We start from the raw sequence: 18,797 nt of genomic DNA on the forward strand, positions 1-18,797 counted from the left end.
CGTATCGTAAAAGGCCACCAGGTTTTTCATCTCTCTCGAAAACAGTAACTGTATGCCCTGCCCGGTTAAGTTGTTGGGCGGCGGCCAAACCAGCTGGTCCGGAACCTATAACAGCTACCTTTTTATCAGTTCGTATTGTGGGTGGCTCGGGTTGAATCCATTTATTTTTAAAGGCTGTTTCCACAATATTCTTCTCAATATTTTCAATGGATACAGGGTCTTCATTTATTCCCAAAACACAAGCTTCTTCACAGGGAGCAGGACACAATCTTCCAGTAAACTCCGGAAAATTATTTGTGGAATGAAGTATTTCCGCTGCTTTTTGCCATTTTCCTTTGTATACGGCATCGTTAAAATCAGGAATTAAATTCCCTAGTGGACAACCACTATGGCAAAATGGAATTCCACAATCCATACAGCGAGCTCCTTGGTTTTTTAATTCTCCTTCTTTCAAAGGTTTTGTAAACTCCTTATAGTTTTTGATACGTTCTTTGACAGGGGCGTAAGTTTCGTCCTTTCTGTCAAATTCCATAAATCCTGTAATCTTTCCCATGTCTCAAATTATAAGGTTTGCATTTTTTCTTCTTCTAAGCGGATAAGTGCTTGGCGGTATTCTTCTGGGAATACTTTTATGAATTTAGGAAGACATTTTTCCCAATTTTCAAGAATGCTTTGCGCCAAAGGACTTAGGGTTGCATTGTAGTGGTTTTCGATCAAATCTTTTAGTTGTTTGATGTCGTTATCCTCATCAACAGGAAGTAGGTTCAAGTGATCTCCATTACATTGTTGTCTGAACGTGTTGTCCTTGTCGTAGACAAAGGCGATGCCGCCACTCATACCAGCACCAAAATTTCTTCCGACCGAACCTAAAATTACGGCAACTCCACCGGTCATATACTCGCATCCATGATCTCCAATCCCTTCGACCACTGCTTTGGCTCCAGAGTTTCTAACACAGAAACGTTCTCCTGCCTTACCGTTAATGTAAGCCTCACCTGAAGTGGCCCCGTATAAAGTGACATTTCCTGTAATAATATTATCTTCTGGCTTTATGGTGGATTTAAAAGGTACTTTAATGACCAATTTGGCACCTGACAATCCTTTTCCAAGATAATCGTTGGTGTTTCCGTTGACCACCATCGTGAGTCCTTTGGTAGCGAAAGCACCAAAACTTTGGCCTGCTGAACCTGTAAAGTTCAGTTTTAGCGTATTTTCTGGTAGCCCGTCTGCGCCATATATTTTTGAAATCTCGTTACTGATAATAGCGCCAACAGCTCTATCTGTGTTATGGATAGGAAAATCCAAAGTGGTTTTCTCTTTTCTGAACAGAGCAGGGTGTGCCTTGCCAATGATTTCAAATTCAATAGACTTAGCTATTTCGTGATATTGTTTTTCCGTATTGTGGAATTTGGTTCCTTCCGGCACATCAACTTGATAAAGAATCGGAGTCAAATCAATACCTGCAGCTTTGTAATGTTCAATGGCCTTTTTTCTGTCCAATTTTTGAACTTGACCAACCATTTCATTCAAGGTTCTAAAACCAAGTTTGGCCATAATCTCGCGAAGTTCTTGGGCCACAAAGTACATGTAGTTGACTACGTGCTCGGGCTTTCCTTCAAACTTTTTGCGAAGTTCTGGGTTTTGGGTGGCTATGCCAACGGGACATGTATTCAGGTGACAAACACGCATCATCACACAACCGGATGCTACAAGGGGAGCTGTGGCAAATCCAAATTCTTCTGCTCCCAAAAGGCATGCTATGGCAACATCTCTACCAGTTTTCAACTGTCCGTCACATTCCAAGGTTACTCTGTTGCGTAAATCGTTCAACACCAAAGTTTGTTGAGCTTCTGCTATTCCAAGTTCCCAAGGAAGTCCTGCATGCTTCAAAGAAGTTAAAGGTGATGCCCCAGTTCCTCCATCAAATCCTGAGATTAAAATAACATCGGCCTTGGCTTTGGCAACACCAGCGGCTACCGTTCCCACACCAACTTCGGATACCAATTTTACATTGATGCGAGCCTCTCTGTTTGCTGATTTTAGATCGTAAATCAACTGCGATAAATCTTCAATGGAATAAATATCGTGATGGGGAGGTGGGGAAATCAGTCCCACATAAGGGGTTGAGTTCCTTGTTTTGGCAATGGCGGGATTTACTTTTGGACCGGGCAATTGACCACCTTCTCCAGGTTTTGCCCCTTGGGCCATTTTAATCTGTATTTCTTTTGCACTGGTCAAATAGTTGGAGGTTACACCAAACCTACCGGAAGCTACTTGTTTAATAGCACTGTTTTTCCAATCGCCAGTTTGACTTTTATAGAAACGAGCCGAATCCTCTCCTCCTTCACCTGAATTGCTCTTTCCTCCAATTCGATTCATGGCGACCGCAAGATTTTCGTGGGCCTCCTTGCTGATGCTTCCATAGGACATGGCCCCAGTTTTAAACCTTTTTACAATTTCTGTCCAAGGTTCAACTTCTTCAATGGGAATAGGGTCATAGTTCGAAAATTCGAACAGTCCGCGGATGGTCATTAGGTGTTTGGATTGCTCATTGACCAATTTGGAATACTCTTTATAAGTTTCCGGCTCGTTATTGCGTACCGATTTTTGAAGCATGGCGACACTTAATGGATTGAACATGTGCTTCTCGCCGTTCCTTCTCCATCGATACTCTCCGCCGACCTCAATATCGAGGTTGGCAGCTATTTCCTGTGCTAGGAATGCCTTTTGATGGCGTTTGGTTACTTCTTTCTCTATTTCATAAAGTCCAATTCCCTGAATACGTGTAGGGGTGTTGGGAAAATATTTATCCACCACTGTGGTGTTGATACCGATACACTCAAACAATTGTGATCCTCGGTACGAGTTAAGGGTGGATATTCCAATTTTGTTCATCACCTTCAGGATGCCTTTTCCTATGGCTTTGTTGTAGTTTTTGACGGCTTCCTCAAAAGTGTAACCGGTGATGTTGTTCTCTTCAATTTGCTCACCAATGATTTCGTTTACCAAATATGGGTTGATGGCACTTGCCCCAAAACCGAACAATAAGGCAAAATGATGCACCTCTCTTGGTTCTGCAGATTCTATAATGATACTCAATTTAGAGCGTTTCCCTAATTTTCTTAGACCGCTATTTACATAGGAACATGCCAAAAGGGCTGGTATGGGCGCCATTTCTGTACTTACCATTCTATCGGAGAGAATAATAATGTTGGCCTCCTCATCAATGGCCTTGGAGGCTTGTTGTAGAATTGCGTCCAAGCCTTCTTCCAGTCCATTATGCCCCTTGTTGATCTCGTAGAGCATGGAAATGGAGACAACCTTGTAATCTGGACTGGCATCGTAATTTTTGATTTTGTCCAAATCCTCCTTGGAAATTACCGGATTTTGGATTTTCAGTTTTCGGCAGTGCAGTTCGGAAAAATCAAATATGTTATGGTCGCTCCCTAGAGTTAAACTAATATCCGTTATCAATTCCTCCCGAATACCATCCAAAGGCGGATTGGTTACCTGGGCAAAAAGCTGCTTAAAATAGTTGTAGATTAATTGGGGTCTTTCAGATAGTACAGCAATCGGCGTATCGGAACCCATAGAACCAATAGGTTCTTTGCCATTTTCGGCCATGGGCATTATAATGGTATTGATGTCCTCCTGGGTATATCCAAAGGCCGTTCTTCGGGTTTGCAAAGGGAATTCGCCAAAGAAAACAGGACAGTCATTATAAGGTATATCCCCTAAATGTACCAAATTCTTCTTCAACCATTTTTGATAGGGATGCTTTTTGGCAATGTGCTCTTTGATTTCCTCATCGTTAATAATTCTTCCTTCCTCCATGTTTACCAAGAACATTTTTCCTGGCTCCAATCTTCCATGGAATTCAATATCCTCTGGCTCGAGTTCAACTACACCAGTTTCCGAGGACATGATCACATATCCTTGTTTGGTCACGGAATACCTTGATGGGCGAAGTCCGTTCCTATCCAGTACCGCTCCGATATAGTTGCCATCCGTAAATGGAATTGAAGCCGGTCCATCCCATGGTTCCATAAGACAGGAGTTATATTCGTAAAATGCTCTCTTGGATTCTGACATGTCCGGGTTTTTCTCCCAGGCTTCTGGCACGAGCATCATCATTACCTCGGGCAAGGAACGTCCTGTCATCAATAATAGTTCAACCACCATGTCCATACTGGCGGAATCTGATTTTGCGGGCAATACAATGGGTAGTATTTTTTTGATGTCCTCGCCAAACCAATCACTTTCCATGAGCTCTTCGCGCGAGCGCATGCGGGAAACATTTCCTCTCAGTGTATTAATTTCACCATTGTGGCACATATATCTAAAAGGTTGTGCCAAATCCCACATGGGGAAGGTGTTTGTAGAGAATCTTTGGTGAACCAGAGCCAAACGTGTAACTACCCTGGGGTCCAATAGGTCTTCATAGTATCTACTAATATCTTTTGGAACCAAAAGCCCCTTAAAAATGATAATTTTAGTAGAAAGGCTGGGAAGGTAAAAGAATTCACTTTCCGATAGTTTACTTTCGGTTACGGTATGCTCTGTAATTTTACGTGCAATGAAGAGCTTAAGGTTAAACTGGAATTCATCCAAAGATTCACCTTTGGCAACAAAAACTTGCATTACATAAGGTTCTGTTTCGGCAGCTATTCTTCCGGGAACAGAACGGTTAATAGGTACATCCCTCCATCCTAACAACTGAAGTCCTTGTTTCTTTATGTTCTCTTCAAAAACCTTGATGCAAAAGTCACGTTGGTTTTCTTTTTGTGGGAGAAATACGTTTCCTACGGCATATTCACCTGCTTTTGGCAATTCAAAAGGACAGGAATCCACAAAAAAGTTATGGGGGATATCTATTAGTATTCCTGCACCATCACCAGTTTTCCCATCTGCACTTACAGCACCTCTGTGTTCCAATTTATCAAGGATTTCGAGGGCTTTGTGTATTATATCGTTGGACTTTATTCCTTTTAGGCTACAGATGAAACCTGCACCACAGTTATCATGCTCAAATTCTGGTAAGTATAAACCTTGCTTCTTCAATCTCATCATTAACGTATTTCTTCAAAAATATCAAAATGAATGAATAAAATATAAGGTTTTCATTGATTATCAGATAAATAATCAACATAATGTTTGTAGGCTTGAAAAAAATTCAATTTAGGAATATGCGGAATGTTATATTATCATTATCTCAAATTGGACAAAGAGAATGTGCTCTTCCCTGTGGAGAAAAGAGTGTTTAGTTGTATTTGACTGTATTTTTGGGAGGGGAGGATCTTAAAAAGTAGGTGGCTCTGCAAATAAAAAGCTTTTTAAGAAAAAGACCCCCTCTTTTTGGAGGGGGTGCATATTGGTTAATCGCTAAGAATGCTCCTTGAGATGACAATTTTCTGTATTTCGGAGGTGCCTTCATAAATTTGAGTGATTTTGGCGTCCCTCATCAATCGCTCTACATGGTATTCTTTAACGTATCCATTTCCACCATGAATCTGCACGGCCTCCACGGTGGTTTCCATAGCAACTTCGGATGCGTAGAGTTTGGCCATGGCACCGGAAAGTGTGTAATCATTCCCTGCTTCTTTATCACTTGCGGCCTGATACACCAAATGGCGCGCCGCTTGGATTTTGGTGTGCATATCGGCCAATTTAAAGGCAATGGCCTGGTGGTTGGAAATTTCAGTACCAAAAGCTTTTCGCTGTTTGGAATATTTTAGTGCAAGTTCGTAAGCTCCGGCAGCTATTCCAAGTGCCTGTGCAGCGATGCCAATTCTTCCTCCAGCCAAGGTCTTCATAGCGAACTTGAAGCCGAAGCCATCTTCGCCAATGCGATTTTCTTTTGGCACCTTGACATCATTAAACATTAAGGAGTGGGTATCGCTACCTCGAATACCTAATTTATTTTCTTTGGGCCCAATGTCGAAACCTTCAGTACCTTTTTCAACAATTAGGGCATTTATACCACGGTGCCCCTTTTCTCTGTCTGTTTGTGCTATGACCAAATAGACCTCTGCTTGATTTCCATTGGTTATCCAGTTTTTGGTTCCATTTAATAGGTAGTGGTCCCCTTTATCTATGGCCGTTGTTTTTTGAGAAGTAGCATCGCTTCCCGCTTCGGGTTCGGACAAACAGAACGCGCCAATTATTTCACCTGATGCCAATCGGGTCAGGTACTTTTCTTTTTGTTCTTCTGTTCCGTATGTTTCCAGTCCCCAACAAACCAAAGAATTATTTACCGATACCATTACTGAAGCGGATGCATCAATTTTTGATAATTCTTCCATGGCTATTACGTAAGAGAGGGTTCCAAGGCCGCTTCCACCATATTTTTCGTCAACCATCATCCCCAAAAAACCTAGTTCTCCCATTTTTCTTACTAGTTCACTAGGGAATTTTTGAGTTTCGTCTCGTTCAATTACTCCAGGTAAAAGTTCGTTTTGGGCAAAATCTTTTGCCGCTTGTTGTATCATTAACTGTTCTTCGGAAAGTGTGAAATCCATAAAACTGAATAATATTTAAAAACTAGCTACAAATATAGCTTTCAAATATTAATATTCTATGGATATGACCAAATAAATGAGAATGATTGAATTTTTAACGATTTTTTTAAAATCAGTGTTTTGTCTTCACATATTTTTATAGCTATAAGATTATGCGGAAAAATTCATTTTGAATATCTTTAGCAATTCAGATAACTGCTCAAAAATATTATTCCTTAATTAAACCAAACTTAACATGGAGACCCTTTTAGTTGTCATTTTTGTAATTGGATACTTGGCAATTACCCTAGAACATAATTTAAAAATAGATAAACTTATTCCAGCTTTGGCCATGATGGCCATCTTATGGGCTTTAATGGCTTTTGGTATCGATGGTTTTACCAATTGGTTCGATTCTGGTAATCATGCATTGCTCGAAAACTTTGGAGCTTTTGGCCACGAAGAAAAAATGGAGCTCATGGAAGAGACCTTGTTGCACCATTTGGGAAAGACGGCTGAAATCTTGGTTTTCCTGCTTGGAGCAATGACCATTGTGGAAATCATCGACTATTTTGATGGTTTTGCCACCATAAAGTCATTTGTAAAGACTAGAAGCAAAAAGAAAATTCTTTGGATTTTTTCATTCTTGGCCTTTATCCTTTCTGCTATTATTGATAACCTAACGGCTACAATCGTACTTATTTCCATCCTTCAAAAAATTGTAAAGGACAGAGAGGTGAGACTTTGGTATGCAGGTTTAATTATTATAGCCGCAAATGCTGGTGGTGCTTGGTCCCCTATTGGAGATGTTACCACTACTATGTTGTGGATTGGTGACAAAGTATCCACGGCTATGCTCATAGAACACTTGTTGATACCTTCTTTGGTCTGTATGCTGATTCCATCGTTTATCGCATCATACCTCCCCTCTTTTAAAGGAGAAATTGATGTCGACGAAGAAGATGGTGGGGCCGATTCAAAATATGGTCCTAGAATGCTTTACTTGGGTCTAGGAGCCATTGTTTTTGTGCCTGTTTTTAAAACAGTTACACATTTGCCACCCTACGTAGGGATGATGTTGTCTTTGGCTGTAGTGGCAACTTTTGCTGAAATTTACAGTAACAAAAAGATTGCCATATCTTCAGTTAACCAAGAGAGCGATGCGGCGTCTCATCATAGCCCCGTGCACAGTGCGCTAACAAAAATTGAATTGCCAAGTATACTATTCTTTTTGGGTATTTTAATGGCAGTAGCTGCACTTGAATCTTTGGGTCTTCTGTTCAATTTTGCGGAAGGTTTAAAACAAGGTATGCCTTTAATGGGAACTGAAATGGCTGGAACAAGAGTGTCCGATCTAGTGGTTATACTATTGGGTGTCGGTTCTGCAGTTATTGATAACGTGCCATTGGTAGCAGCAAGTTTGGGGATGTTCTCCGAACCTTTGGATGACCAATTGTGGCACTTCATCGCTTATTCCGCAGGAACTGGTGGTAGTATGCTGATTATTGGTTCTGCAGCGGGTGTTGTTGCAATGGGAATGGAGAAAATCGACTTCTTCTGGTATCTTAAAAAAATATCGTGGTTGGCCTTTTTAGGATTCATTGCAGGAGCAATTTGCTTTATGGTAATGCGATATTTGTTCTAAAAAATACTTTAGTTCAAAAATCTCCGTTATAATTGCAACTTAAATTGGGGATTTTATATGAATATGTTTCAAGAAGTGACGGAAGGCGTTGAGGCAACTGCCTCTATTTCCGAAGAAAAAACCTTGTCCGTAATAGATCTTATTGTCAACGGAGGAACAGGAAGTATTGTCATTATTATGGTACTTTTTGTTCTTCTTTTTGTTGCCATGTATATTTATTTTGAGCGCATTTTTGCTATTAAGGCGGCGTCCAAAATAGATAAGAATTTCATGAACCAGATTCGTGATCATATCATGAACGGTAAATTGGAAGCTGCAAAACTATTATGTGCCCAAACAGATTCTCCTGTGGCTCGACTCACGGAAAAAGGGGTTGCTAGGATCGGGAAGCCTTTGGATGACATTAATACGGCCATTGAAAACGCAGGTACGCTGGAAGTGTACAAACTCGAAAAAAACGTTAGTGTCTTGGCAACAGTTGCTGGAGCCGCTCCTATGATTGGTTTCTTGGGAACCGTGATTGGTATGATTTTGGCATTCCACGAAATGGCAAGTAGCGGAGGTCAGGCAGAAATGGGATCCTTGGCATCGGGTATTTATACTGCAATGACTACAACAGTTGCTGGTTTGGTGGTTGGTATTATTGCTTATATTGGCTACAACCACTTGGTGGTGCGAACGGATAAGGTGGTGCACCAAATGGAAGCCAATGCTGTACAGTTTTTAGACTTATTGAACGAACCTATATAGTTTTATATGAAACTGAAGGGAAGAAATAAAGTAAGCCCGGAATTTAGCATGTCGTCAATGACAGATATTGTATTTCTGTTGTTGGTGTTTTTTATGCTGACATCCAATGCACCAAATGCCCTAGATTTACTTTTGCCAAAGGCAAAGGGGAAATCCACCAACACACAGAATGTTTCGGTTACCATCGATAAGAACTTGAAGTATTATGTGAACAACGAGCAGATTAATAAGGAATACATTGAAATTGAATTAAAAAAGGCACTTGAAGGTCAAGATAAGCCAACCATCATTCTAAGGGCAGAAGAAAACGTAGCCATCAAAGAGGCTGTAAACGTTATGGATATTGCCAATAGGAACAAATACAAGGTTATCTTGGCGGTGCGGCCAAATTAATGTCCTTTTTAGATACGAGACACAAGAAAAAATCCTTTACGCTTACAACACTTTTGTTAAGCGCACTACTTCTATTGCTTTTTTATATTGGTTTGACATACCTCGACCCACCCATTGAAAATGGGATTGCGGTCAATTTTGGCACTGTGGACTTTGGAAGTGGTCAAGTACAACCAAAAGAAAAGGTGAGGTCCGAACCTCGGGAAGTGCCAACTCCAGCAGAACCTCAAGAACAAGTAGAAGAACCTGCCCAACCAAAAGAAACTGTGGTTGAGGAAGCTCCCGTTGAGAAGGTTTTGACCAGCAATGATGAGGAAACCATCAAACTAAGGCAACAGGAAGAGGCCAAGCGTAAAGCGGAAGAGGAGGCTGAAAAAGCCAAAGCTGAGGCCGAGCGCATTGCTCGTGAAAAACGAGAAGCCGAAGAACGCCAAAGGCAAGAGCAAGAAGCCAAGAAAAAAAGCGTTGATGCCCTAATCGGTGGCATTGGCAAATCCGACGGCACAACTACGGGCAGTGAAGGTGACGATGATAGGGCAGGAGATAAAGGTCAGCCTGATGGTGACCCTTACGCTTCATCCTATTACGGTTCGCCAGGAAGTGGGACTGGTGGTTATGGCTTAAGTGGAAGGTCGTTGGCCAATAAAGGCAAAGTACAGCAAGAATGTAACGAAGAGGGTAGAGTGGTAGTGAGAATTACCGTCGATAGGTCGGGCAAAGTGGTCAAAGCCGAACCCGGTGTAAAAGGTACCACCAACAATGCTCCCTGTCTTTTGGAACCAGCTCGTAAAACAGCACTTCTTCATCAATGGAACTCCGATTCCAAAGCTCCAGCACAGCAAATAGGTTTTGTAGTGGTCAACTTTAAATTGGGGCAATAGTGACCTACAAAGAGACTTTGGACTGGATGTTTGGACAGCTTCCCATGTACCAGCAAAAAGGAGCGGTGGCCATGAATGCCAAGTTGGATAATATTATCCGCTTTTGTAATGTGCTCGACAATCCTGAGAAAAAATTTAAAAGTATTCATGTTGCTGGAACCAATGGGAAAGGTTCCAGTAGTCATATGCTGGCTTCTATTCTTCAGGAAGCTGGATATAGGGTCGGATTGTACACTTCTCCTCATTTAAGAGATTTTAGGGAACGAATCAAGATAAATGGAAAAGTAGTTAGCAAGGAATTTGTAACATATTTTATTGAACAGCACAAACCTTTTTTTGAGTATAACAGGCTTTCTTTTTTTGAAATGACCGTTGGGATGGCCTTTGAGTATTTTGCTCAGGAAAAGGTTGATATTGCCATTGTAGAAGTAGGTTTGGGAGGAAGGTTGGATTCTACAAACATTATAACCCCTGAAGTATCTTTAATTACCAATATTGGAATGGACCATACCCAGTTTTTGGGCGATACTTTGGAAAAAATAGCCTTGGAAAAAGCAGGTATCATTAAACCAAAGGTTCCAGTGATTATTAGCGAGACGCAACCTGAGACGAAAATGATTTTCACTTTGATTGCACATCAGCTAAAATCCAACATTATTTTTGCTGATGTAGAATCTGCAGTAGTTTATGAAACTGATTTGTTGGGGGAATATCAGCAAAAAAATATTAATGGAGTGGTGGCATGTATTCACCAATTGAAGAATTTTGATGTTCCAGAGAAGGCAATTGTAACAGGACTTAGAAGAGTTGTGGAAAATACTGGGCTTTTGGGAAGATGGCAGGAGTTACAAAACAATCCTTTAGTGGTTTGCGACACAGCTCATAACAAAGAAGGGCTGGAGTTAATTCTGAAACAGATTGAAAAGCAATCCTACAATCAACTCCATATCGTCCTTGGTTTTGTAAAGGATAAAGATGTGAATTCAGTTCTTGTACTTTTTCCAAAGGATGCAAAATATTATTTTGTAAGGCCAAGTATTCCAAGAGGAATGGATGCTGCAGTACTTCAGGAACTAGCTAAGGAATTGGGATTGAATGGTGTAGTATGTAAGTCTGTGAAAAACGGCTTGAAGAAAGCATTGAATTGTGCTGATAACAAGGATATGATCTATGTTGGGGGGAGTACTTTTGTTGTAGCGGAAGTAGTGTAATTTTTTTTTCATTTTTTGTTTTTTAAATGAAAAACAGTATTATATTTGCACTCCCATTTAGGAAATTGAATGGGCGCTTAGCTCAGTTGGTTCAGAGCACCTCGTTTACACCGAGGGGGTCGGGGGTTCGAATCCCTCAGCGCCCACTTTTAGAATTTAAACAAAAACAAAACCTTGCATATCTTATTGATTTGCAAGGTTTTGACGTTTTAGGGCCTTCATTTGAGTTGGTTTGATTTGATATGTTTTGGTTTGCAATTCGGTTAGTAAATTTTTTTCTGAAAAGTGTTAACCGAATAAGTGTGTAAATTACTATATTACAGTAACTTAGTATTTGACTTTCGTAGGTGTTTTTCGTTCAATTTAACACAAAACCTATGAGAACCCGGTCTACATTTTCAATCAGTTTCTGGATAAGTACTTCCCGGAGGAGTGACGGCACCGCAAAGATTTATGCCCGTATCACCGTTGATTCACAACGAGTTAACATGAGCCTCAAATATACCATTCCTGCAGAAAGTTGGGACCGAAAGGGATCGAGGGTTCTGGGGCGCACAACGGAAGCGCAGGAAATCAACGCCTATTTAATGGAGGTTGAAACCGAACTTTTCCAATGTTATCGTGAATTACGATCCAAAACAACCCACATTACACCGCAAATGGTCAAGGCGAAGTATTTCGGGGAAGATGAGAACCATATGACATTAACGTCGTTATTTGAATACCATAACCTCCATGGCGCACATAATCTGGGTAAAGCGACCCTGAGCCATTATAAAACCACCCAGAAGTATTTATTGGGATATCTGAAGAAGCACTATAAAAGGGATGATTACAGATTGTCACAGCTCAATCATCAGTTTGTTGTAGGTTTCGAGACCTACTTGCGAAAACTACACCCTATTCACCATCATGGTAGACTTTCGAACAACGGAGCAATGAAACATATCCAACGTTTGAGAAAGATGGTCAGAATGGCTGTAAACAATGAATGGATAGAAAAATATCCCTTTCAAAAATTTAAGATTAGGATGGAAAAAAAGGAACGGGATTTTTTGACCTTGGGAGAATTACGAAAAATTCAGGATTTCCAAACCAAGATTGAACGGTTACAAATTGTAAAAGACTTATTTGTTTTTAGTTGTTACACGGGGATTGCCTATTGTGATATAATGAACCTTAATGAGGACAATCTCGTATTGGGTATCGATGGAAAGCATTGGATAAGTACAAAAAGACAAAAGACCAAGAACAGCTTCAAGTTGCCTTTATTGGGACCGGCATTGTCGATTGTCAAGAGATATCACTATCACCCGAAAAGAAGTACAGATAAATTATTCCCTAAGATTTCCAATCAAAAATTAAATAGCTATCTGAAAGAGATTGCGGATTCATGCCATATCAAAAAGCACATTACTTTCCATATGGCCAGACATACCTTTGCTACGACCATCACATTGAGCAATGGCGTACCTATCGAGACGGTTTCCAAAATATTGGGACATTCAGAATTGGCCACGACCCAAATTTATGCACGGGTATTGGATAAAAAAATCAGTGAGGATATGAGTGGATTGGAATCAATTCTAACATCTAAACTATCAGATTCAATTGATGATAGCGAGAAGTTTGGCAACTCAGTCTTTTAACTTTGAGAACTCAACGCAACAATCAAAGTTCCAAATTATCGAAGATTTTTAGTCCCAATCTTACCAAGACTTTTGCACTTGGTCCCTGTTGCAATTTTATAGTGTTTGGCAGGATAAGCGTAAAGTAAAATTGGAATAGGGTGCAATGACCTACTTCAAATCCTAGATTGAACCAATCGATTTCTAACATCAAAGGGCTTTTCTGGTTTTCTTTGCGAGCAAAGAAAATAGGAAGAGCAAGAGGATAGCACGCTGGCGCGATGCTATTGATTCATTTTCCTTCGGAAAAACCCATTTTTAAGGTGTTTTTCAAAAATACTGAACAATGGGATTTATGGCATTTTTGACTAAAAAAGACCTTCAGCCCTGTAAAATCAATAGATTTTTGACTAAAAAATTGTTGTTCGATGTGTACACTGGGTGGTGATTTGCCACAATCATGTAATTATCTGAAATTTCAAGATTGATACCAATTTTAGCATAAAAACCCGTTTAGACCAGTAGAATAAGGAAAATTTTAGCGTAAAGAGGACTTTGTGGAGTTTTCACATGAGGTGTCTACAATTCTATTTATGGCTTCGTCCTGCTATTATACGAAAGTATATTTTTCACGGAAAAGTGGAATATACCATTATACCATTGTGATTTGGATAAAACTTGCCTCGCTCAGTAAGGTTAGTTTGGCAAGATTTGGGGCTTGCAGCACTCCACTGCGTTTCGTTCGCTTCTGGTAAAATATACATATGATCCTCTTGGTAATTAAATGGAAATTTAGGGGTGGGCCAAGCCTCAAAGAGAAACTGTAGGCAAAGTCCCAAACCAAGAAAATGTAGGAGATTCATCACATTCAACATTTCAACTTTCAAACCTTGAAGGGTGACTTAAAAAATAGGTTTCCAATATTAAAATTATTATTGTTTGCCAACAAGAACGGTCCTAAAGCCCAAATGTTCCATGCCCGAATCCGGACTGGTGGCCATCCGTGCTGAAATTCTATAGCTGGCACAATAGGAGGCACTGCAGAGGAACGACCCTCCTTTGATCACGCGTTCCTGGGCATAGGAGTTGTTCGAATTGAACGGGCTTGCTGCTCCCTTTGGGTTTTGTGCGACCTCTCCATTTGAAGCGAGCTTTTGATAGTAATCGGTGTTGTACCAATCACTGGTCCATTCCCACACGTTGCCAGCCATATCATGAAGACCGAAATCGTTTTTGGGGTAGCTCATGACAGGGGCACTGCGTTCAAAACCGTCTTCCATCGTATTTTCCACAGGAAATTCGCCTTCCCAGGAATTGGCATGGGAGCTCAATCGGGAATTGTCATCGCCCCAAAAGAATATGCTCTCGTCTTTTCCGGCACGGGCGGCATACTCCCATTCGGCCTCCGTGGGCAATCTCCGTCCCGCCCATTTACAATAGGCCTGTGCATCTTCATAAGCTATGTGGACCACAGGATGATTTCCCTTTCCTTCAATATCGCTGCCAGGACCGTAAGGGTGTCGCCAATTGGCACCGATCTTCCATTCCCACCATTGGGAGTAATCATAGAGGTTGGGAACGCTGCTCTTTGTTTTTTTGAACACCAAAGAACCGGGTTGCAAAATGGAATCAGGTGGTCTGGGTGTTCCTCGGGGCAACTGCTTTTTCATTTCTTCCCAATCTATCTCGCGCTCGGCCATGGTAACATAGGCGGTTTCCTTAACAAATTTGGCGAATTGCGCATTGGTCACCTCGTGTATGTCCATAAAAAAACCGTCCACATGTACCGGGTGCACAGGTTTTTCATGGGACATGGCCATATGGTCATTGGGCACGGCGCCTTGGTTGAACTCCCCGCCCGGTATCCATGTCATTCCTTTGGGAGCTTCACCGGGAGCTTTGCTTGGCTTTGGATGCTCTATGGTTGTGGAATTGTCAACACTTTCTTTTGATTGGTCCGTTTTGGATTTACAGGATGTGGACAGGATCAATAGTAAAAAGCCAAAAGTATAGGTGTGCCGAGCTGTCATTTTGTTTTCGGTTTTTGAATGTTTTTGTCCGAAGTATTTTATGAAGGGTCTTGGGAAGTTCAAGCTTTACTCCCTGTTCTTTAGATATTCCTGATACAGTTTTTGCATCTCTTCAGGCGAAAGCTTCCAATACTCGATCAAAGGATTTTTTTTCACTTTTTCGTTGTATTCCTCGATAAATTGTTGATTCAAGGAATCATTGTCCTCATATTTTATCCTGAGTTCCTCCAGTTGTTCATGTAGTTCCTCCTGAACTTCTGCATATTCGGGATCTTCGTAAATATTGTTCAGTTCACTGGGATCCTGCTGTAAATCATATAATTCCCAGACATCCATATCGTAATAGAAGTGAATCAATTTGTACCTATCGGTGGTAATCCCATAATGGCGTCTCACATCATGTTCCGAAGGGTGCTCGTAATAATGGTAATAATGAGCTTTTCGCCAATCGGATGGTGTGTTTCCTTCTAACACAGGAAGGATGCTTTTTCCTTGCATGTCTTCCGGAATATCGGTTTGTGCAATATCCAAAAAGGTTTCGGCAAAGTCAAGATTGGAGACCAAATCGGTATTGACCGTACCTGGTTTAACGGTTCCGGGCCATTTTACCAATAATGGGGTGCGCAAGGATTCCTTGTACATCCATCGTTTATCGAACCAGCCGTGCTCCCCAAGATAAAATCCTTGATCGGAGGTGTAGATGATAATAGTGTTTTCGTCTAGACCAGCTTCTTTTAAATAGTCCAATACCTGGCCAACACCTTTGTCCACTCCGGCCACACTGGCAAGGTAATCGCGCATATAGCGCTGGTACTTGAATCGGGTCAGGTCATCGCCCTGGGGGTTATCTTTTTTGAATTTTTTATTTATAGGCCCATAAATGGAGTCCCACTGTTTTTGTTGTTCTTCGGTAAACCCGTTTTGAGGTTGCGCTGTAATCTTGATGTCCTGTTCCATTTTCATGGCTTCCGAAATGGACATATAGTTCAAGGAGGCCACCTCCCTGTTTCCGGAATAATCATCGAACAAGGTTTCAGGTTCAGGAATCTCAACATTTTCATACATGCCCAACTCATTGGGGCCAGGTTGCCAAGGCCTGTGCGGGGACTTATGACCAAGAAACAGCATAAAAGGTTGCTCTTCGGACTTAACGGAATCCATCCATTGTATCGCCTTGTCGGTAATGATTTCGGTGGTATAACCTTCCAATTGATACTGTCCTTCCTCGTTAATGAAGGTTGGATTGTAGTAAGAACCTTGTCCAGGCAAGATGTCCACATAGTCAAAACCTTTTGAAGGTGTACCCCCCAAATGTAGTTTTCCCAACACCCCTGTTTTATACCCTGCCTGTTGCAGGAGTTCGCCAAAAGTCTGTTGTTTAAAATCAAACTTTGTGCCAATGGTATTGTCGATAAATCCGTTTTGATGACTGTACTTTCCCGTGAGAATGGTAGCTCTTGAAGGGCCGCAGATGGAGTTTGTGACCAGGCAATTGTCAAAAAGCATTCCTTCCTCGGCGATCCGATCAATGTTTGGCGTTGGAGCAACCTCTGCCAATCGTCCCCCATAAGCACTTATGGCTTGAAAGGCATGATCGTCACTGATGATGAAAACAATATTGGGCCTTTTTTTGCTTTCTTCTTTTTGCGTTGCTTCTTTTTTGATGTCACCCTTGCAGGAAACCACTAATAGGCACCCAAGAAAGATGTGAAATAGTTTGGTAATTGGTTTGTTCAATTGATGCTTCATTGGTTTTAATAGTATTTGAAATTGACAAGTGTACGATGCCTTTTAAGTGCTAAAACTAATAAAAGGGAATCTGGGCATGGATTGTTCTTTATTGAAATGTTGCCACATCTTTAGTTGAATTTGTATGTTGTTTCATTGGGTCTATATCCAATGCGATGCGCATTCACCTGTATGGTCTGTCCCTTTTTAAGAGGGATTGTCCCACCGGCGTATACGCTCCAAGGCTTGGGTACCTCAATGGTTTTTTTGTCCCCATCCCTAAATAGCCAATAAAACCCCCAAGTGTGTATTGGCCTGGTGATGGTGGTATCGGCCGGAGAGCCATCAAATATCCGGTATCCAATGGAGGCACCTTCCGTATCACAACTTAATGCAACGCCTTCCCTGTTCTTTTTTATTTTTGGGTTTTTGGTCAAAGGAGGTTCATTTTTTCCGTTCCACCATTGTTCCACCACCATTTCCTTTTCGGGAATTTCACCCATATCCCCAACAGCTTCCAACCATTCAAACAGCACTTGTTTCAGTTCTTCTTTCTTTTTCCAATACGATGGTTCATTTGCCAAATTATGGACTTCGTCAGGGTCCTTGGCCGTATAATACAGTTCCTCTTGGGGTTTGGGGGTCTTGAACCAATCCAATAGATAGGGGTTGGTAATGGTCCCGGCATCCCTCATTTCAATGATCTCTTGCATACTGGCCATTTGCTTTCGATAAGCCAAATCCTGGTATTTGGATACTTCGGGGTGAAAATTGTAAACGTATCTAAATGTGCCGTCACTAACCGAACGCACCCGATCGTATTTATCCGCCATTCTATCCCTGCCGGCAAATACATATCGATTTTTTTCTTGGCTCTTCCCAGGTCCCAAAAAGGCCTTTCCCTGCAAATAACCCGGTATTTCCGCCCCTGCAATGGAGAGCATACTGGGAGCAAAATCAATGGAGCTGATCAAATCATTGTTCACAGTGCCGGCATTGGTTCCATTTGGGTATTTGACGATGAAGGGAATATGCAACCCCCGTTCCAATACCTCTCGTTTCATCCAGGGAAGGTTGCCCCCGTGATCACTGTAGAAAATAACATAACTGCTGTCATAAACGCCGTCCTCTTTCAATTGTGTGATGAGTTCGCCGACATCACTGTCCATTTGTTCAATTCTAGTGTATAGGGCTGCTTTATCGTGCCGCATTTGTGCCGTGTTCTCGTAATACAGCGGCAAAACCATCTCGTCAGGTTGATGGTGCAAAGAATCTGGCGGGGAAATTATCTGGGATTCGTGGGATATGGCAAAATTAAAGACGCTATAAAAAGGCTGTCCCGGTGCTCTATTTTGATAAGAGGCCGCCACACTGCTTTCGTCCCATACCGTTACAGGTTCTTCAAACTGATAATCTTCCTTGGCGTTGTTGGTGGTATAGTATCCCACTTTTCTCAAATATTCTGGAAATGCCTTCACATTTTTGGGCAATACGGCTGAATGACTGGGAACTCCCTCGGGCATCAAGCTTGGTCTGTTTTTTGTTCGCATATGGGAGGTCCCTATGGATATTTGGTTCATTCCCGTTATTATGGAGGATCTACTGGGCGCACAAACACCTGCTGTGGTATACACTCTGGTAAAACGAACCCCTTCTTGCGCCAAGGCATCAATGTTGGGGGTACGTACCGTAGCATCCCCATAAGCACCAATATAAGGGGATATATCCTCACAGACCACCCATACAATATTGGGTTGGTTTTGGGAAATTACAATAGAGAGTGGGGCGAAGAACATTATGACCAACACGGATAATTTGGTTTTGGTCAAAATAGTCTTTTGATATAAAAAAGAGTTCATACCTTGGAGTTGATAGGGTTGCTATAGTATAGAGTAACTCCAAGCCAGGATATAGACAAGGCCTCTGGATTTTTCTTCAAATAGGGGAGTGTGCCACGAAAAAATGAAAAAGATAAGAAGGTAATTTGTTTTTGATTTCACACTTGGATTAACATATATTTAAAAAATTTATATA

The 18,797-nt window shown here is 41.4% G+C and carries 12 protein-coding genes and 1 tRNA gene (1 of these 13 running past the window's edge); 7 read left to right on the forward strand and 6 right to left on the reverse strand.

Annotation, left to right across the window (positions count from 1 at the left end; all coding sequences use genetic code 11):
• The 3 genes from D2V08_RS03475 to D2V08_RS03485 all read right to left on the reverse strand — a co-directional run.
• Positions 1-553: the 5' end (the start) of a glutamate synthase subunit beta gene (locus tag D2V08_RS03475; protein ID WP_119606711.1), read on the reverse strand. The gene continues 914 nt to the left of window position 1, outside the view; 553 of the gene's 1,467 nt are visible here — the first part of the coding sequence; it begins with the start codon at positions 551-553; the stop codon falls past the left edge of the window.
• Between the two features lie 8 nt (positions 554-561).
• Positions 562-5,067 (reverse strand): glutamate synthase large subunit, encoded by a 4,506-nt coding sequence (gene gltB, locus D2V08_RS03480; protein ID WP_119606712.1) that lies wholly within the window; start codon positions 5,065-5,067, stop codon positions 562-564.
• Positions 5,068-5,375: 308 nt separating this feature from the next.
• Positions 5,376-6,518, reverse strand: coding sequence for an acyl-CoA dehydrogenase (locus D2V08_RS03485; protein WP_119606713.1), 1,143 nt, complete (start codon positions 6,516-6,518; stop codon positions 5,376-5,378).
• A gap of 235 nt (positions 6,519-6,753) precedes the next feature.
• On the opposite strand from D2V08_RS03485, the gene nhaD reads away from it, so the two are divergent.
• The 7 genes from nhaD (at position 6,754) to D2V08_RS03520 (ending at position 13,026) form a co-directional block, all read left to right on the forward strand.
• Complete coding sequence (nhaD, locus tag D2V08_RS03490) at positions 6,754-8,142, forward strand: sodium:proton antiporter NhaD (protein ID WP_119606714.1); 1,389 nt, start codon at positions 6,754-6,756, stop codon at positions 8,140-8,142.
• Between the two features lie 57 nt (positions 8,143-8,199).
• The gene (locus D2V08_RS03495) at positions 8,200-8,892 is read left to right on the forward strand and encodes a MotA/TolQ/ExbB proton channel family protein (protein WP_119606715.1); all 693 of its coding nucleotides are present in this window, start codon (positions 8,200-8,202) and stop codon (positions 8,890-8,892) included.
• 6 nt (positions 8,893-8,898) lie between these two features.
• The gene (locus tag D2V08_RS03500) at positions 8,899-9,285 is read left to right on the forward strand and encodes an ExbD/TolR family protein (protein WP_090293695.1); all 387 of its coding nucleotides are present in this window, start codon (positions 8,899-8,901) and stop codon (positions 9,283-9,285) included.
• The gene (locus D2V08_RS03505; RefSeq protein ID WP_119606716.1) at positions 9,285-10,166 is read left to right on the forward strand and encodes an energy transducer TonB; all 882 of its coding nucleotides are present in this window, start codon (positions 9,285-9,287) and stop codon (positions 10,164-10,166) included. The genes D2V08_RS03500 and D2V08_RS03505 overlap by 1 nt, the downstream gene beginning before the upstream one ends.
• A complete protein-coding gene (locus D2V08_RS03510; protein WP_119606717.1) occupies positions 10,166-11,377 on the forward strand; it encodes a bifunctional folylpolyglutamate synthase/dihydrofolate synthase in 1,212 nt (403 codons plus the stop codon). Before D2V08_RS03505 ends, D2V08_RS03510 begins: the two co-directional genes overlap by 1 nt.
• Positions 11,378-11,448: 71 nt before the next feature.
• Positions 11,449-11,523: transfer RNA gene (locus D2V08_RS03515), tRNA-Val, on the forward strand.
• Positions 11,524-11,754: 231 nt separating this feature from the next.
• On the forward strand, positions 11,755-13,026 hold the full coding sequence (locus tag D2V08_RS03520) for a site-specific integrase (protein WP_119606718.1): 1,272 nt from the start codon (positions 11,755-11,757) through the stop codon (positions 13,024-13,026).
• A gap of 911 nt (positions 13,027-13,937) precedes the next feature.
• Here the strand turns inward: D2V08_RS03520 and D2V08_RS03530 are convergent.
• From D2V08_RS03530 to D2V08_RS03540, 3 genes are all read right to left on the reverse strand, one after another.
• The gene (locus D2V08_RS03530; RefSeq protein ID WP_119606720.1) at positions 13,938-15,035 is read right to left on the reverse strand and encodes a formylglycine-generating enzyme family protein; all 1,098 of its coding nucleotides are present in this window, start codon (positions 15,033-15,035) and stop codon (positions 13,938-13,940) included.
• Positions 15,036-15,101: 66 nt separating this feature from the next.
• Positions 15,102-16,784, reverse strand: a complete 1,683-nt coding sequence (locus D2V08_RS03535) for a sulfatase family protein (RefSeq protein WP_119606721.1) — start codon at positions 16,782-16,784, stop codon at positions 15,102-15,104.
• 110 nt (positions 16,785-16,894) lie between these two features.
• The gene (locus D2V08_RS03540) at positions 16,895-18,622 is read right to left on the reverse strand and encodes a sulfatase family protein (RefSeq protein WP_119606722.1); all 1,728 of its coding nucleotides are present in this window, start codon (positions 18,620-18,622) and stop codon (positions 16,895-16,897) included.
• Positions 18,623-18,797 lie beyond the last annotated feature (175 nt).

The sequence above is a fragment of the Flagellimonas lutimaris genome (genome assembly GCF_003581615.1).
Classification (GTDB): Bacteria; Bacteroidota; Bacteroidia; order Flavobacteriales; family Flavobacteriaceae; genus Flagellimonas; species Flagellimonas lutimaris.

What these genes read in the sequence shown, in the direction of transcription:
- gltB (WP_119606712.1), bottom strand. Translation starts at nt 5,067, where the DNA reads ATGAGATTGAAGAAGCAAGGTTTATACTTACCAGAATTTGAGCATGAT.
- D2V08_RS03520 (WP_119606718.1), top strand. Translation starts at nt 11,755, where the DNA reads ATGAGAACCCGGTCTACATTTTCAATCAGTTTCTGGATAAGTACTTCC.
- D2V08_RS03540 (WP_119606722.1), bottom strand. Translation starts at nt 18,622, where the DNA reads ATGAACTCTTTTTTATATCAAAAGACTATTTTGACCAAAACCAAATTA.
- D2V08_RS03500 (WP_090293695.1), top strand. Translation starts at nt 8,899, where the DNA reads ATGAAACTGAAGGGAAGAAATAAAGTAAGCCCGGAATTTAGCATGTCG.
- D2V08_RS03535 (WP_119606721.1), bottom strand. Translation starts at nt 16,784, where the DNA reads ATGAAGCATCAATTGAACAAACCAATTACCAAACTATTTCACATCTTT.
- D2V08_RS03505 (WP_119606716.1), top strand. Translation starts at nt 9,285, where the DNA reads ATGTCCTTTTTAGATACGAGACACAAGAAAAAATCCTTTACGCTTACA.
- D2V08_RS03530 (WP_119606720.1), bottom strand. Translation starts at nt 15,035, where the DNA reads ATGACAGCTCGGCACACCTATACTTTTGGCTTTTTACTATTGATCCTG.
- D2V08_RS03495 (WP_119606715.1), top strand. Translation starts at nt 8,200, where the DNA reads ATGAATATGTTTCAAGAAGTGACGGAAGGCGTTGAGGCAACTGCCTCT.
- D2V08_RS03485 (WP_119606713.1), bottom strand. Translation starts at nt 6,518, where the DNA reads ATGGATTTCACACTTTCCGAAGAACAGTTAATGATACAACAAGCGGCA.
- nhaD (WP_119606714.1), top strand. Translation starts at nt 6,754, where the DNA reads ATGGAGACCCTTTTAGTTGTCATTTTTGTAATTGGATACTTGGCAATT.